This window comes from Variovorax sp. Varisp85 (assembly GCF_047304045.1).
In the GTDB taxonomy this organism is placed as follows: Bacteria; Pseudomonadota; Gammaproteobacteria; order Burkholderiales; family Burkholderiaceae_C; genus Variovorax.
Genome location: NZ_JBGLYN010000071.1, coordinates 1 through 14,311, shown reverse-complemented (window position 1 = coordinate 14,311; position 14,311 = coordinate 1). Strand labels below are relative to the sequence as shown.

The 14,311-nt window shown below is 62.0% G+C and carries 12 protein-coding genes; 7 read left to right on the top strand and 5 right to left on the bottom strand.

The features are described 5' to 3' along the window. Positions 1 to 10 precede the first annotated feature (10 nt). The 3 genes from ACCC97_RS23340 to ACCC97_RS23330 are packed head-to-tail and all read right to left on the bottom strand — an operon-like array spanning position 11 to position 2,950. The gene (locus ACCC97_RS23340; RefSeq protein ID WP_413335307.1) at positions 11 to 967 is read right to left on the bottom strand and encodes a 2-hydroxyacid dehydrogenase; all 957 of its coding nucleotides are present in this window, start codon (positions 965 to 967) and stop codon (positions 11 to 13) included. Continuing rightward, positions 964 to 1,695, bottom strand: a complete 732-nt coding sequence (locus ACCC97_RS23335; RefSeq protein ID WP_413335305.1) for a class II aldolase/adducin family protein — start codon at positions 1,693 to 1,695, stop codon at positions 964 to 966. The genes ACCC97_RS23340 and ACCC97_RS23335 overlap by 4 nt, the downstream gene beginning before the upstream one ends. Positions 1,696 to 1,717: 22 nt before the next feature. Continuing rightward, positions 1,718 to 2,950, bottom strand: a complete 1,233-nt coding sequence (locus ACCC97_RS23330) for an FAD-dependent oxidoreductase (RefSeq protein ID WP_413335304.1) — start codon at positions 2,948 to 2,950, stop codon at positions 1,718 to 1,720. 107 nt (positions 2,951 to 3,057) lie between these two features. Here ACCC97_RS23330 and ACCC97_RS23325 point away from each other — a divergent pair, with 107 nt between their 5' ends. Further along, complete coding sequence (locus tag ACCC97_RS23325; protein WP_413335302.1) at positions 3,058 to 3,993, top strand: LysR family transcriptional regulator; 936 nt, start codon at positions 3,058 to 3,060, stop codon at positions 3,991 to 3,993. 45 nt (positions 3,994 to 4,038) lie between these two features. Here ACCC97_RS23325 and ACCC97_RS23320 read toward each other — a convergent pair whose 3' ends face one another. Both ACCC97_RS23320 and ACCC97_RS23315 read right to left on the bottom strand, forming a co-directional pair. Continuing rightward, complete coding sequence (locus tag ACCC97_RS23320; RefSeq protein ID WP_413335301.1) at positions 4,039 to 5,595, bottom strand: MFS transporter; 1,557 nt, start codon at positions 5,593 to 5,595, stop codon at positions 4,039 to 4,041. A gap of 582 nt (positions 5,596 to 6,177) precedes the next feature. Next, positions 6,178 to 7,059, bottom strand: a complete 882-nt coding sequence (locus tag ACCC97_RS23315) for a LysR family transcriptional regulator (protein ID WP_413335299.1) — start codon at positions 7,057 to 7,059, stop codon at positions 6,178 to 6,180. Between the two features lie 132 nt (positions 7,060 to 7,191). On the opposite strand from ACCC97_RS23315, the gene ACCC97_RS23310 reads away from it, so the two are divergent. The 6 genes from ACCC97_RS23310 (at position 7,192) to ACCC97_RS23285 (ending at position 14,041) form a co-directional block, all read left to right on the top strand. Further along, complete coding sequence (locus tag ACCC97_RS23310; protein WP_413335297.1) at positions 7,192 to 8,160, top strand: Bug family tripartite tricarboxylate transporter substrate binding protein; 969 nt, start codon at positions 7,192 to 7,194, stop codon at positions 8,158 to 8,160. A 25-nt stretch (positions 8,161 to 8,185) separates the two neighbouring features. Further along, on the top strand, positions 8,186 to 9,541 hold the full coding sequence (locus ACCC97_RS23305) for an FAD-dependent oxidoreductase (RefSeq protein ID WP_413335295.1): 1,356 nt from the start codon (positions 8,186 to 8,188) through the stop codon (positions 9,539 to 9,541). A 347-nt stretch (positions 9,542 to 9,888) separates the two neighbouring features. Next, positions 9,889 to 12,282: a penicillin-binding protein 1A gene (locus ACCC97_RS23300; RefSeq protein ID WP_413335293.1), complete on the top strand. Its 2,394-nt coding sequence runs from the start codon at positions 9,889 to 9,891 to the stop codon at positions 12,280 to 12,282. 45 nt (positions 12,283 to 12,327) lie between these two features. After that, positions 12,328 to 12,687 carry an IS66 family transposase gene (locus tag ACCC97_RS23295; RefSeq protein ID WP_413335291.1) on the top strand — a complete coding sequence of 120 codons (360 nt, stop codon included), beginning with the start codon at positions 12,328 to 12,330 and terminating at the stop codon, positions 12,685 to 12,687. Between the two features lie 6 nt (positions 12,688 to 12,693). After that, positions 12,694 to 13,080, top strand: coding sequence for a tyrosine-type recombinase/integrase (locus ACCC97_RS23290; protein WP_413335289.1), 387 nt, complete (start codon positions 12,694 to 12,696; stop codon positions 13,078 to 13,080). A 97-nt stretch (positions 13,081 to 13,177) separates the two neighbouring features. Further along, positions 13,178 to 14,041: a putative phage abortive infection protein gene (locus tag ACCC97_RS23285; RefSeq protein WP_413335287.1), complete on the top strand. Its 864-nt coding sequence runs from the start codon at positions 13,178 to 13,180 to the stop codon at positions 14,039 to 14,041. The last annotated feature ends 270 nt before the right edge of the window (positions 14,042 to 14,311 follow it).

Genomic DNA, 14,311 nt, shown 5'->3' with positions numbered 1-14,311 from the left:
GCCGCGTTCTTCAGTACCCGAGGTTTCGATCGACCTCGTTGATCAGCGGTTCGCCGTGCTTCAGCCGTCGCAGGTTGTCCAGGAACTGATCGACCACGGGAGCGACGGATGGCTGGGCCGCGATGTGCGGCGTGACCAATACCTTGTCGTGGCGCCAGAATGCACTCGTGGGGGGCAGCGGCTCATTCGCAAAGACGTCGAAGGCGCCGCCACTCAGGTGGCCCTCGGCCACCAGGGCGAGCAGGTCTTGCTCCACCACGATGCCGCCGCGCGACGCGTTGATCACGAAGCAGCCTTTCGGGAGTTTGGACAAATGCGCACGATTGAGCAGGCCCACAGTCTGCGCGGTGATCGGCAGCAAGCACACCAGATAGTCGCACTGGGGCAGGAACGCCTCCATGCCGGCCTCACCGACAAACACCGGCACACGAGCAGCCCGCGACTCGGAGCGTGTCCAGCCGATCACCTTGAAGCCCAAGGCGCAGACCGCATCTGCCACCACCGCACCGATTGCACCCAGCCCCATGATGCCGACCGTGACTTCGCGCGCATCGGGAACGGCCAGGCGCTTCCATTCGCCGGCGGCATGCTGCGCTTCCATTGCCGGCAACCCGCGAAACTGCCGCAGCAGTTGCAGAACGACGTATTGCGCCATGCTGAGACCCAGCCCCGGCTCTATCGCGCGCGTCACCTTCACATGTGCTGGCAGATCAGGCGCGGAAAGAATACCGTCTGCACCGGCGCCGACCGACGCCGCAAGTTGCAACCGTGGAAGGCGAGGCGCAACGCCTGCGGGCAGCTTGAATGCGAAGAGCGCGGTCACATCCGGGTCCGTGTCAGACCCGAGTTCCGTCACGATTTCTAGCTCGGGTGCACGCGCGCGCAGCGCGTCATAGCGTGCAGTGACGAAGTCGGACGTCAGCAGCATCAAGACCTTGGAACGGCCGGTTGGGGTTGGCGCAGTCATGCAAAGCTTCTCTCGAAGGTGAAATGGGGGTTGTGCCGCCGCGCTTGACGAACCAGGAGTTTCCAGCGCAAGTCGATCACGTCCGGTCGGCGCAGGAACGCCTTGGTTTGGCGCGCTTCGGCCGGCGGTAATTTCTTGGGTGTTCCTGCGGCCATTGCCTGCAGTTGCACGCGCGCCGCGAACTCGAGCACTGTCGCCGCGATGGCGGTGTCGGCAATGGATTCACCCACCACCACCGAGCCGTGGTTGCGCAGGAGGATGGCGCGGTTCGAGCCCAGCCTCGCGGCTATGCTTGCGCCTTCCTTCTTGTCGAGCACGATGCCATCGAACTCGTCGAACAGCACGATGTCTTCATAGAACAGCGCGCCGCTCTGCGTCACTGGCTCCAGGTTGCTGCCGACAATGCCCAGCGCCAGGGAGGCTTCGGAGTGCGTGTGCAGGATGCAGCAGACCTCGGGACGGGCATCGTAGATCTCGGTGTGGATGTTCAGCGTGGGATTGCAGGGCAGGGCGCCGGTGACAGTTTGAAGATCGAAGTCGGACTCGATCAAGGCCGGTGCCGTCGCTTCCTCGAAGCCAAGGCCGTAGGGAATGCTCCAGAATGTTCGCGCACCTGGCAGCCGCGCGGTGAGATGGCCGGAGATTCCGCTGCCCTGGCCATCCATGGCGAGCACCTGGAAGGCATGGACCAGATCGTGAATCAGTGCCGGTAAGGCGTCATTGTTCATTCGTCAATCTCCTCAATTCGATTCAGTGGGTGTGCGGGGCGTTGGACGTGCTTTCGACGTCCACGGCTGTCGCGTCGTAGCTGAACAGCCATTCGTAGCGTTGGCGCACGCTGTCCTCGTTCCATTCGCTGTCGACGTAGTGGCTTGCCTGGGTCGCATCGGCCAGCAGCGGATTGTGGAAACGCGCAGCGTTCGCCGCCGAGCCGCGCACGATGCGAGAGGTGCGCTCCAGCCGCAGGCCCTGGTAGCGCAGCAGTCCGGCGGCCAGGTCGTCGCGATGGGCGGCAAGACAACGCGCGAGCACCACGCCGTCCTCCAGTGCCATCACCGCGCCTTGTGCCAGGAATGGCAGAGTCGAATGGCAGGCGTCGCCCAGCAGCGTGACGCGGCCCTGCGTCCAGCTGTCCATGGGCTGACGGCTGAGCAACGCCCACTTGTAAGGCTGTCCGATACCGCGGATCAGGCATTGCACATCCTCGTGCCAATGCCTGAAGTCGTTCAGGCATTCCTCGACGGTGCCGCGTTCGGTCCACGACTCGACCTGCCAGTCGCTTCGCTCCACGATGCCCACGAAATTGACGAGCTTGCCCTCGCGCAACGGGTAGTGGATGACATGGGCACCTGGGCCGATCCAGTTGGTGCCAACGTTCGCATGCAGGTGCGACGGAAGCGCCTCGCGCGGCACCAGCCCGCGCCAGGCAACACAGCCGGTGAACTGCGCAGGACTTTGTCCGAACATGGCGCCGCGCACGCGCGAGTGCACCCCGTCGGCACCAACAAGGACATCGCCGCGCACGCGCTCCCCGCCTTCCAGTTCGACTTCGGCACCGTCGTCGTCCTGCGTAAAGCTGACAACTTTGGCGCCCAGCTTGATGGCGTCCGATTGGCGCTCGCGCACATGCCGGGCCATCAGTGCGTGAAGATCGGCTCGGTAGATGAGGTAGTAAGGAAAACCGTACTTCTGGACCGACTCCGCGCCGAGGTCGAAAAGCTTCCACGTCTGGCCGGAGTTCCAGAGCCTGACTTGCTTGCCTGCGGCTTCGGTCGCCAGCTTCGGCAATTCCTCGCCCAGGCCAATGTCGGCCAGGCATCGTGAGCCGTTCGCGCTCACCTGAAAACCCGCGCCTACTTCCCCGAGTTGAGGCGCTTGCTCCAGAACCGTCACACGGAAGCCGCGCCGCTGCAGGGCGAGCGCGCAGCAAAGACCCCCGATGCCGGCCCCGGCAATCAATACGTGCAAAGGTTTGCCCGCCATGCGATGTCTCCTTCAATCTGCTTGGCCCGATTGGCCATGCAGCTATTGCATCGCAGGGGCAGAAATTTGGGAAGTTAAACTATCAAATCAATTGATGACTGCTGCTTATGAATATCAGCACCCGGCAACTCCAGGCTTTCGTTGCCATCGCCCGTCTGGGCAGCTTCACGCGCGCTGCCGAAGAAATCTTTGTCACGCAAGCGGGATTGAGCCTCATGTTGAAGGACTTCGAGGCGCAGGCCGGCGCCCGACTGTTCGACCGCACGACGCGCTCGGTGCGCCTTACGCCTGCGGGCGAATCGTTGCTGCCCACCGCGCGCAGCATGCTGGCTGACTGGGAGCGCGCGACGTCCGGCATTGGACAGCTCTCTGCGGCCGCCGAGCAGCAGGTCTCGTTGGCTGCCACGCCACTGATCGCCTCGAGTGTGCTGCCGCACTGGCTCCAGGACTTCCGCCGCGCGCAGCCTGGCATCCGTGTCAACGTCAGCGACCTGGACCGCCGGCAGATCCTGCATGGCATTGAGGCTGGCGAAGTCGATCTTGGACTGGGAGCCTTCTTCAAGCCGGCGGCGGGTATCGAACGCCAACTGCTGGCCACCTTTGACCTTGTGCTGGTCAGCGCTGGCCCAGCGCGGTTACCTGGGCGTGGCGCGCGCAGAGCGAAAGTCGTTCAGCGCGCGAACTGGTCGTCCCTGGCCGGCGAATACCTGCTTGCGCTCAGTGCGGACAATCCAATTCAAAAGCTGGTGGATGCGCAACTGCGCAGCATCGACATCTCCACGAGCCGCAGTGGCCCGTTGCAGAATATTCAAGCGATCATCGCGATGGTCGAAGCCGGTCACGGCCGGGCGGTGCTGCCGGCATTCGTCGCTCCAGCCTGTGAACGCTACAGCGTGACGCTCCAGGCACTGGCCGATCCGGTCGTACCGATTGAATTCTTCGCGGTCAGCAGGAAGGGGCGTCAGAAGACCGAACTGGCACGCAAGCTAACTTCAGCGCTGTCCAGGCACTTCAGCAACATCGCCAATGCGGCCGTAAGTTAGTGCGAGAACAAGAAGCAGCCCGAAGCGTCGTAGCTAGCGCGATTTCTATTTGCGCCAAGTTCGCTCGAGCAGAACCATGCTGATGCATGCCGATGCAAGGACTGCAATTCCAAGAAAGTAGTCCGTGGCAGCCATGAAGAGTGATTGTTCGGTCATCAATTGATTGACAACGGCCAGAGCACGTTTGCCCGCGAGCGCCGGGTCACCGACCGATGAGAAGTGTGCGGTGAGTCGGGAAAGTATGTCGTCCACACCCGGGCGCCCCAGGGTCACAGACTCCGACAGCTGGGCGTAGCGCGTCGTGCCGCGCCATTGCATGACCAGAGTTGCCACTGCGATGCCGACCGCCGTGCCAAATTGGGCGAGCATGTTCTTCACCTGATTGGCGTTTGAAAAGACAGTTTCGTCATGCTGAAGTTTTTGGAAGGTCTGCATGGCGGTGGTGGCCAGCACCAACATGACGAACGCGCCATTCAAAAGCAATGCAGGTGCGATGTGAATCCAGGGATCGGCGGATTCGCTGAGCCTGGAAAGTACGAAGCCAAAGATGCCAAGACATACGAAGCCGGCGATGAAGTAGCGCGAAGGTCCGGGATGTCCTGCGACAAATCGCGACATGACTTGCCATACGACAAAGCCGGCTGACGCGCCAATGGCCAGGAACATCCCGACGATCTCCAGCGGAAGGTTCAGTGCCTGGCGAATCAGGATGGGAAGTACATAGTTGTCGCCCGCGACGATCGCGTATGTCGCAGTGAACGCGCAGGCTCCCACAATGAATCTTCGCTGTACCAGGTCGCGAAACCGCAGCGATGGCTGGTCGTTGCGCAGTTCCCAGAGCACGAACATGACCAGCGCAAGCAGGGCCACGGTGACAGATGCTTCAATCCAGCCGGGTGCAACGAACCAATCGTAGCTGGAGCGCTGAAGGGCGTGCAGCAGGACAAAGCTGCCGAGTATCAAAATCACAAGTGCCTTCGGATGCGTGTGCGATCTTTTCTCGGCAGCTGTCGCCGAGTTCGGAAGCACGAAAGTGGAGATCAGAGCGATCGCCAATGCAGGAACGATCAGTGCGATGAATGCATACCGCCATGTGCCGTGCAACACTGCCGCGGCTGCGATGAGCGGCCCTAGCATGCCGCCGACAGCGAGCCCGTTGGCGAAGTACTTGATGCCGGTGAATCGCGCTTTCGACGGCGGAATGTGGTTGACGATGACGCGCCCGACTGTGAAGAATGTTGCACCACCCAAGCCCATCAACGCTCTGCCGAGCGCGAACTCCACCAGCGTCGAGCTGATCGCGCAAGTCAGGGCGCCGGCTGCAAAGAGGCACATGGAGGCCTGAACGAAGAGGCGCCAGCCAAGCCGCTCGACGATCCATCGTTGCTTGTAGATTGTGGTGATGGCGACGACGGCGTAGATCGTTGCCACGGAGCTGTACTCTTCCGGACTTGCGCCAATTTCGCCCATGACAGGCGCGGCATTGATGGCAACGATGCCGTTATGCAGAAAGTCTGCCGCGGTGAAGCTGAATATCAGAATAAGCAGCAGTTGCTTTGACAGTGAGGCCCGATGGTCGAGTTGTCCAAGCACTGCATTCATATTGAACCTCGCGCGCCCAGTTCTATGGTCAGGTCGTGCCGCCGGTAGCAGCCAAACCTTCTCGCTGGTTCAACAAGTCCGTCGAAATTACCGGTCGCGAATTGACTATCGCGTCTTGTGGGGACAGATCCCCCGAAGGAGGAGAAAGCGATGGTCATCGGCATTACGTTTGGTTGGCGTTGGTGTCCGAACTATAAAAAAGCAACAGTGATCTGGTAAGTTGGCAAAAATCCCAAAGACTGGTGCGTTTTTGCACCAATTGATGTGCAGAGCACTGGATGATTGAATCGCTTTGTGGAAATCGCACAGCATGGCGGCTTCTCGGTCAGTGCCAGAACTGCCTGGCTGCGCAGTGACTCTCGGCTCTCTTGGGCGGTGTCAGGTAAGGCTCATCTCCAGCGCCCTGGTCTGAAACGCCAACTGCCGCCAAAGGCCTTCGTCGCTCGTCCTGGCTTGCATGACGCGCGAGTCAATGCGTACCGTGCCGCGACCGTCCTTGCGCACAGCCACCAGCGATGGCGCCCCCGTCTCATAAGGCCGCCGTCCAGCTTGCCGTCTTCGCGGCTCAGCATGGGGCGACGGTCAAATTTCCAGGAAAAGCTCCGCCACCATCGAGCGGAGCCAGCGGTTTGCAGGGTCGTGGTGAAAGCGCTCGTGCCAATGCTGTTTGATGCAAAAGTCCGCAAACCGGTACGGGGGCGCAACGGCCTTGACGCGAGCGATCCTCACCAGCGTCTGGGCCACTCGCTTCGGGACGGTCGCAATGAGTTCGGTGTTGGCCAAGAGGTTTCCGAGGCCTGGAAGGGTGGGCAATGAAAGCGCGACTTTGCGTTGTACACCCCGCCGCTTCAGCGCTTGCTCGACGATCTCGTTTCCGGTCCCGGGCGCGGTGATGACCGCGTGCCTTTCTTTCTTGAATGTCCCTTCGGTCAGCGATTCGCCGACACGAGGATGCTGGCGACGCATCACGCAGGCGAATCCGTCTTCGAACAGCTTCTGCTGAAAGAAGCCGGCGTCAAGCTCCGGCATGTATCCGATCGCCAGATCGGCATCGCCCGATTCCAGCAGCCTGGCGGTCTCGGCCGTGATCCTCAGCACTTCGATCCGGACATCCGGCGCGGCCTTCGCAACCTTGTTCATCATGGCCGGCAGGAACTCGAGGTTGCTGATGTCCGTCATCGCAATACGGAATGTTCTGGAAGAGGACGCCGGATCGAACTCCGCCTGCTGCTCGGTGGCCGACAGCAGCAACTCGAAGGCTTGGCGCAGCTGGGGCACAAGCATGGCCGCACGAGGAGTCGGGAGCATACCGTCGCCCGTTCGCACGAAGAGTTGATCGTTGAAGCGGCGTCGAAGCCGACCCAGTGCCAGGCTGACCGAGGTCTGCGGAAGGCCCAGGTTCTCGCCTGCCCGGCTCACGCTGCGGGTCTTGTAGATCTCGTCGAATACCGCGAGAAGCTTCATGTCCATTATTCGAATTCCCGCTGGGGTGTATGACGTGTTGTCGATGGACGCAATGATGGGCGCTGCCTAAATTACGTGCAAGTCCCGGACAGGCCCGTCCGGGAAAAACTCGAAGAACTGGAGACTTCCCCCGTGAAATCGTGCTTGCTCCGCATTTTTCTTCTTGCCGGCTTTTCGTTTGCCGGCGTTCCCGCTTTCTCTCAGGATTGGCCAAAGGCGCCTGTCAAAGTCGTGGTTCCCTTCGACGCCGGCTCCACGCCCGACGCCGCCGCCCGAGTGATCGGCGACCGCCTGGCCGCGAGGCTGCATCAGCCCTTCATCGTGGACAACAAGAGTGGCGCGGCAGGAAACATCGGCACCGACGCGGTCGCCAAGGCCGATGCCGACGGGCGAACGATCGGGGTGAGCATCGCCGGTCCGCTGGGCGTGAATGCGCTCCTGTTCAGGAAAATGCCTTATGACGTGTCCAGGGACATTGCACTGGTGACGATCGCGGTGTCCCAACCCTCGGTGCTCGTGGTCGGGTCGAAGTCGGCCACGAAAGATGCCGGGCAGCTGCTGGCGCTGATGAAGGGCGCTTCCAGACTCAGCTTTGCGTCCATCGGTGCGGGCTCGATCTCACACCTCGCGATGGCGGCGTTGGTCGCGCAGGCCGGCGGAGATGCTGTCCATGTGCCTTACCGGGGGTCCGGTGCTGCCGTGACCGCACTGCTTTCGGGCGACGTGGACATGGCACTGCTGCCCGCAGCCGCAGTGATGCCGCACGTGAACGCAGGCAAGCTGCGGGCACTCGCGGTGGCATCGCCGGACCGCTCCCCTTCGCTTCCCGGGCTTCCGACCCTGGCCGAGAGCGGTCTTCCGGACATCAAGGGCGACGCCTGGATCGGCTTCATCGCGCCTGCGAAGACGCCGGCTGCCGTGGTCCAGAACCTTCGCGACCAGATCGTGCAGGTGCTTTCCGAACCGGCCGTCAAGGACAAGCTCCGAATGCAGTACATGGATCCGGTCGGGAACTCGCCCGACGAGTTCCGCAAGCTGCTGGCGGCTGACGTGGCGCGATGGAAGCCCGTCGTGGAAAAAAACAGGATCACCCTGGATTGACGTGCAGAGAGAAAGGCAAACACCCATGGCATCCCCGCAAACAACCCTCCTGGAGCCGGCCCGCAACCTGCCGGTCCAGGGTGAATACGACGTGGTGGTCGTCGGTGGCGGCCCTGCGGGGCTTGCTGCCGCAGCCAGTGCCTCACGCCGTGGCGCCCGCACATTGCTTGTGGAGTCCTACGGTTTCCTTGGCGGCATGGGGACGGCCGGTGGCGTGACCAACTTCGCTGGCCTCTACGGCCGCCATCAAGGCGAGATGCGGCAACTTGTTCACGGCGTCGTGGACGACCTGTTGGCTCGCATCGAGGCGCTGGGTGGGCTCAACAAGCCCCAGGACGGGATGCAGGGTCGCATTCGCGTTCGTTCGTACGACACCTCCGCATACAAGTGCGCTGCCGACCAGTGGATGCTGGCTTGCGGAGTGAAGCTGCTGTTCCATGCGCAAGCTGCATCGGTCCTGATGGACGGCGCGCGCATTGCCGCGTTGGTGGTCGAGAGCAAGTCGGGTCGCCAGGCGATTCGTGCCGGCGTCTTCATCGATTGCTCGGGCGATGCCGACGTGGCTGCATTTGCCGGCGTTTCCTACGAGGTGGGCGACGGCCACGGCAGCGGCCTGTTCCCGTCCACGATGTTCCGCGTCGGCCATGTGGACGCGTCGCAGGCGCTTCCCGCAGTCGGCGAGTTCAAGGCCATCAACGACTTGATGGAACGCGCGCAAGCGGAGCATCCCGGCCGCTACCGATTTCCCCGCGAGAGTGCGATCCTGCGGCCGCAGATCCACTCGTCCGAATGGCGTGCCAACGTCACGCAGATCGCGAATTCCGACGGGCAGGCCATGAACGGGGTGGATGCCGCGGAGCTGAGTGCCGGCGAGGTGGAGGGCAGGAGGCAGATCGTCGAGTACTTCCGCTTCCTGCGTGAACAGGTGCCTGGCTTCGCAGATTCGCGAATCGTGGAGATCGCGCCCCAGGTGGGCATTCGCGAAACGCGCCGAATCGAAGGACTCTACGCACTGACCGGTGATGACATCTTGCATTCCGCACGCTTCGACGACGCGATCGGTATCAACGCCTGGCCGATGGAACTGCACCGGTCGGGGGGCATCACGTGGGGGTTCCCCTCCGATCCGGATCGGGCCTACAACGATCTACCGTGGCGGATGCTTGTTCCTAAGAAAATTGAAAACCTGCTGGTGGCTGGACGTTGTGCCTCGATGACGCATGAGGGGCAGTCCGCCGCTCGAGCCAGCGGAGGATGCTTCGTCATGGGCCAGGCCGCAGGCACGGCCGCCGCGCTGGCTGGCAGCACACCGATGCAGGAGACCCATGTGCCCCGCCTGCAGCAAGCTCTGCGGGAGGATGGAGGCCTGCTGGAGCCGTAAGTCGGCATCTTCGATTTCAGTGGATGGCAAATCGATATGACCTCTCTCAACGACCGCTTCTTGCCGATTTTTTAGCATGGAGGTATCGCCACTGACTGGCTCGTGCCAAGCCGAATGCTGACGCGGGCCATGATCCCGTTCGGCATCAGTACGTTTCAGTTCGGCCCTGCTACCTCGGTCGCCATGGCATTGGACTTCAGGTGCTCATGGGCCCAACAGCAGGCGCTAATTACTCTGCGTGTGTGAGACTGGTCGCAACCTGGTTCGAGTTTTGACTGCGTGGACGCGCGATGTGGAGCGTCGTGGTGCGCAGCGGCTTCAATCCTTTTTCCAGCTAGCTTTTTCCTATGTTCAAACGTTCAAGCTCTACTCCTCCTGACGGCACGACTGATCGGAACCATCGCTGGAAACGGGCTGCGAAATGGAGCGCCATCGTCGCGGGCTCCGGCGCGCTGGTGGTGCTGGTCGCCTCCATCGTCGCGGTGGTCGCCATCTATCCGAAACTGCCCGACAGCTCCGAGCTCGCCGACTACCGGCCCAAGCTGCCGCTTCGGGTGTATTCGGCCGAAGGCACGCTGATCGGCGAGTTCGGCGAAGAGCGCCGCAACCTCATGCCCTTCGCGAACATTCCCAAGGTCATGAAGGATGCGGTGCTGGCCGTCGAAGACGCGCGCTTCTACGACCATGGCGGCGTCGACTACAAGGGCTTCCTGCGTGCCGCGATGGCCAGCCTGAAGGGCGGCCGCAAGCAAGGCGCCTCGACCATCACGATGCAGGTGGCGCGCAACGTCTACCTGAGCTCCGAGCGGACCATGAGCCGCAAGACCTACGAGATCATGCTGGCCTTCCGGCTCGAGCAGCAGCTCACCAAGGACCAGATCCTCGAGATCTACCTGAACCAGATCTACCTCGGCAACCGTGCCTACGGTTTTGCCGCTGCCTCCGAAACCTACTTCGGCAAGCCGCTGCAGAACGTGACCATCGCCGAAGCCGCCATGCTCGCGGGCCTGCCGAAGGCGCCGGGCGCGAACAACCCGGTGGCCAACCCGCGCCGTGCGCGGGCGCGCCAGCTCTACGTGATCGACCGCATGCAGGAGACCGGCTTCATCACCGCAGAGCAGGCGGCCGAAGCGAAGAAGGAAGAGCTGCACCTGCGCGACGCCGCCGACCCGAACCGCCTGCACGCCGAGTACGTGGCCGAAACCGTGCGCCAGATGATGTACGCGCAGTACGGCGACAGCATCTACACCAGCGGCCTCAAGGTCTACACCTCGCTGGTCGCAGCGGACCAGGCGGCGGCGTACAAGTCGCTGCGCAGGGGCATCATGGATTACGAGCGGCGCCAGGTCTATCGCGGCCCCGAGAAGTTCGTCGACCTGCCGACCGAGCAGAAGGAGGTCGACGAAGCCGTGGACGACGCGCTGGCCGAACACCCCGACAACGGCGACGTGATCGCGGCCGTGGTGCTCGATGCCAACGCCAAGGAAATCAGCGCGGTGCGCGCGAACGGCGAAACGATCCAGATCAGCGGCGAAGGCCTCAAGCCTGCGCTGTCGGGCCTTGCAGCCAAGGCGCCGCCCAACATCAAGATCCGCCGCGGCGCGGTGATCCGCGTGGCGAAGACGCCCAAGAACACCTGGGAGATCACGCAGCTGCCCGAAGTGGAGGGCGCCTTCATCGGCATGGACCCGCGCACCGGTGCGATCAAGGCACTGGTCGGCGGTTTCGATTTCGGCAAGAACAAGTTCAACCACGTGACGCAGGCCTGGCGCCAGCCGGGTTCGAGCTTCAAGCCCTTCATCTATTCGGCCGCGCTCGAAAAGGGCTTCACGCCCGCCACCGTGGTGAACGATGCACCGCTGTACTTCGATGCCGCTGCCAACGGCGGCCAGCCCTGGGAGCCCAAGAATTTCGACGGCACCTACGAAGGCCCGATGCCATTGCGCACGGCCCTGATGAAGTCGAAGAACCTGGTGACGCTGCGCGTGCTGCAATCGATCGGCGCACCGTATGCGCAGGACTGGGTCACCAAGTTCGGCTTCGACAAGGACAAGCAACCGGCCAACCTGCCGATGGGCCTGGGCGCCGGCTCGGTCACGCCGATGCAGATGGCTGTGGGCTATTCGGTGTTCGCCAACGGCGGCTACCGCGTCAACCCGTACCTCGTCACACGCGTCACCGACCTCCGGGACAAGGTCCTGATGGAAACCGAGCCCCCGGTGCTCGACGAAACGCGGCGCGCCGTTCCGCAGCGCAATGCCTTCATCATGGATTCGCTGCTGCAAAGCGTGGTCAAGGGCGGCAGTGCCTTCAAGGCGCACCAGGTCCTCAAGCGCGACGACCTCTACGGCAAGACCGGCACCACCAACGATTCCTTCGACACCTGGTTCGCAGGTTTCCAGCCCACGCGCGTCGGCATCGCATGGATCGGCTACGACACGCCGCGCCAGCTCGGCGTGCGCGGCGAAACCGGCGGCAGCCTGAGCCTGCCGATCTGGATCGGCTACATGCAGTCGGCGCTGCAAGGCGTGCCGGTGACGCAGCCGGCCGAACCGCCCGGCGTGGTGAGCATCGACGGCGAGTGGTACTTCGACGACTTCACGCCGGGGCACAACGTGGCGAGCCTGGGCCTGGAGAATGCCGAGCAGCCGCCACCGCCGGTGGAAGAGCTCACCGGCGCGCCCATCGGGGCACCGCCGCAGCGTGATGAGCGCAACAGAATCCTCGACCTTTTCCGATAACGTCGTATGTAGATTCAGTGCTGCATCACCCCACGGCTGACCTTCGTGCCAGCAGAGTTCTTCGTGCATCGCCACATCTACGGCAAGTGGGCTTGCTGCTGCTATCAGTACCTCGTGCAGGCACCGGCACTACCTCAGGTCATCAATGGCAGCACACCTGCCGCCGGACTCGTGGCCCACACATTGATCAGTCGCTTCGTCGACCACCTGCCGTACTACCGACGGGAGGCGATCAACGCGCGCTCCAACGTGCACACGCCTCGCTCGACGCTGGCAAGCTGGTCCGGGCAAGCCGGCGCGGCCCTGGAGCCGCCGTACGAAATCCACAAGCGCTTCGTGCTGGCTGCGCGCGTTTTTCATGGCCGACGAGACGCCGGTCGCGATGCTGGACCCAGGCGCAGGTAAGACCAAATGCGCCTATGTCGGGCCTATGCCCGTGGCGCCTTCGATGCGGGGCCGGGTGCGATCTACGACTTCTGCATTGGGCGAGGTGCCCGATTCCCCATCGCGTTCCTCGGCGCTGCCGGCAGCCGGATAGATTACTGTTGCCGCATCGCCGGTGTTGGCACCGACCGGAATCGAGGCGGGTTCGACCTCAGTCAAGTGGTACGTCACACCCTGCGCCACACGGCAGTAAGTCACCTCGTCCAATCCGGCGTTGACCTGCCGACCGTGAAGCGAATCAGCGGCCACAAGACCCTGCAAATGGCGGAAAAGTATGCCCACCAGAACGACGGGGAGCACATCAAGGCGGCGATGGACAAGCTGCAGGAGCGGATGGCCCGTAAGGTGGCCTGAAACTCGTCGATTCCCTATTGCTGCCCAGTGTGCAACATGGGCACGAGTGGGCATGACTTGGCATGATTGAGGCCATCAACAAAGGATGGCGGAGATCATGGCCAGTGAAAGTAGAGGAAATTCAACACCGCAATGGTGGTACGCGATGCCGTTCGTCGCGGTACTGGTGGCCTGGTGCTTGTGTTGGTGGGCGCTGCGAGGTGACACAGACAGGGGCACCTTCGGCGACATGTTCGGTTCGATCAATGCTCTGTTCAGTGGCTTCGCATTCGCAGGCTTGATCGTGGCGATCCGCTTGCAGAGCGCAGAGCTGGCATTGCAGCGTCAAGAACTCGCGGACACGCGGACGGTGCTTCAAGATCAGAAGTCCCAAATGAAAGCCCAGGCTGACACGCTCGACCTTCAGCAGTTCGAAGCAACATTCTTCCAATTGCTGCGCGCCCTGGGCGACATCGTGAACGCGATCGACATAGTCAACATGAAGACCTTACATGTCACACGCGGCAGGGACTGCATCAAGACCTTCTATGAGCGCCTGGAGGTGGTAATCGGAAATTCATACGGCGACACCGCACTTGTCCAAGCCCAAAATGGCTACAACACCTTCTATCGGGAGTACGAACACGAACTCGGCCACTACTTCCGCCACCTGTACCACGTCATCAAGTTCGTTGACTCGAGCAAAGTGTCTGATAAGCGGCGATACACGTCCTTCGTCCGAGCGCAGCTGTCTTCGTATGAAAGTCTGGTGCTGTTTTACAACTGCTTGAGTGAACACGGGTCGGCGAACTTCAAACCGCTGGTCGAGACGTACGGCTTGCTCAAACACTTGCCCCAAGGAAAGTTGAGTTTTGAACTCCGAAGGACTTTCAAGCCCTCAGCCTACTTGCCCCATCGTCCAGATCCCGCTGATCTGATTGCTATCAAAGCCATGAGCGTTGAAAGCTGGGGTGCCCTTTAGATGCCACGCCGATGACACGATTACACGGGAAATATACAAACCACTTTTGAGCGCAAAGAGCTTGCTATAACAAATATAGCAAGCTCTTCTTTGCTGGCGCAGTGCGTGATTGGTAGGCCTTTATGGGCTTTAACCATCGAACAGCGGATTTTAAGTCCGCTGTTTGTTGATTGCCGCCGAAAATTGACCCTCTGGGGGTGCGGACGAAAACTTGGACTACCAGGAGGTAGTTCGTGTATTCCTACGAAGATCGGATTCGAGCCGTTGAGC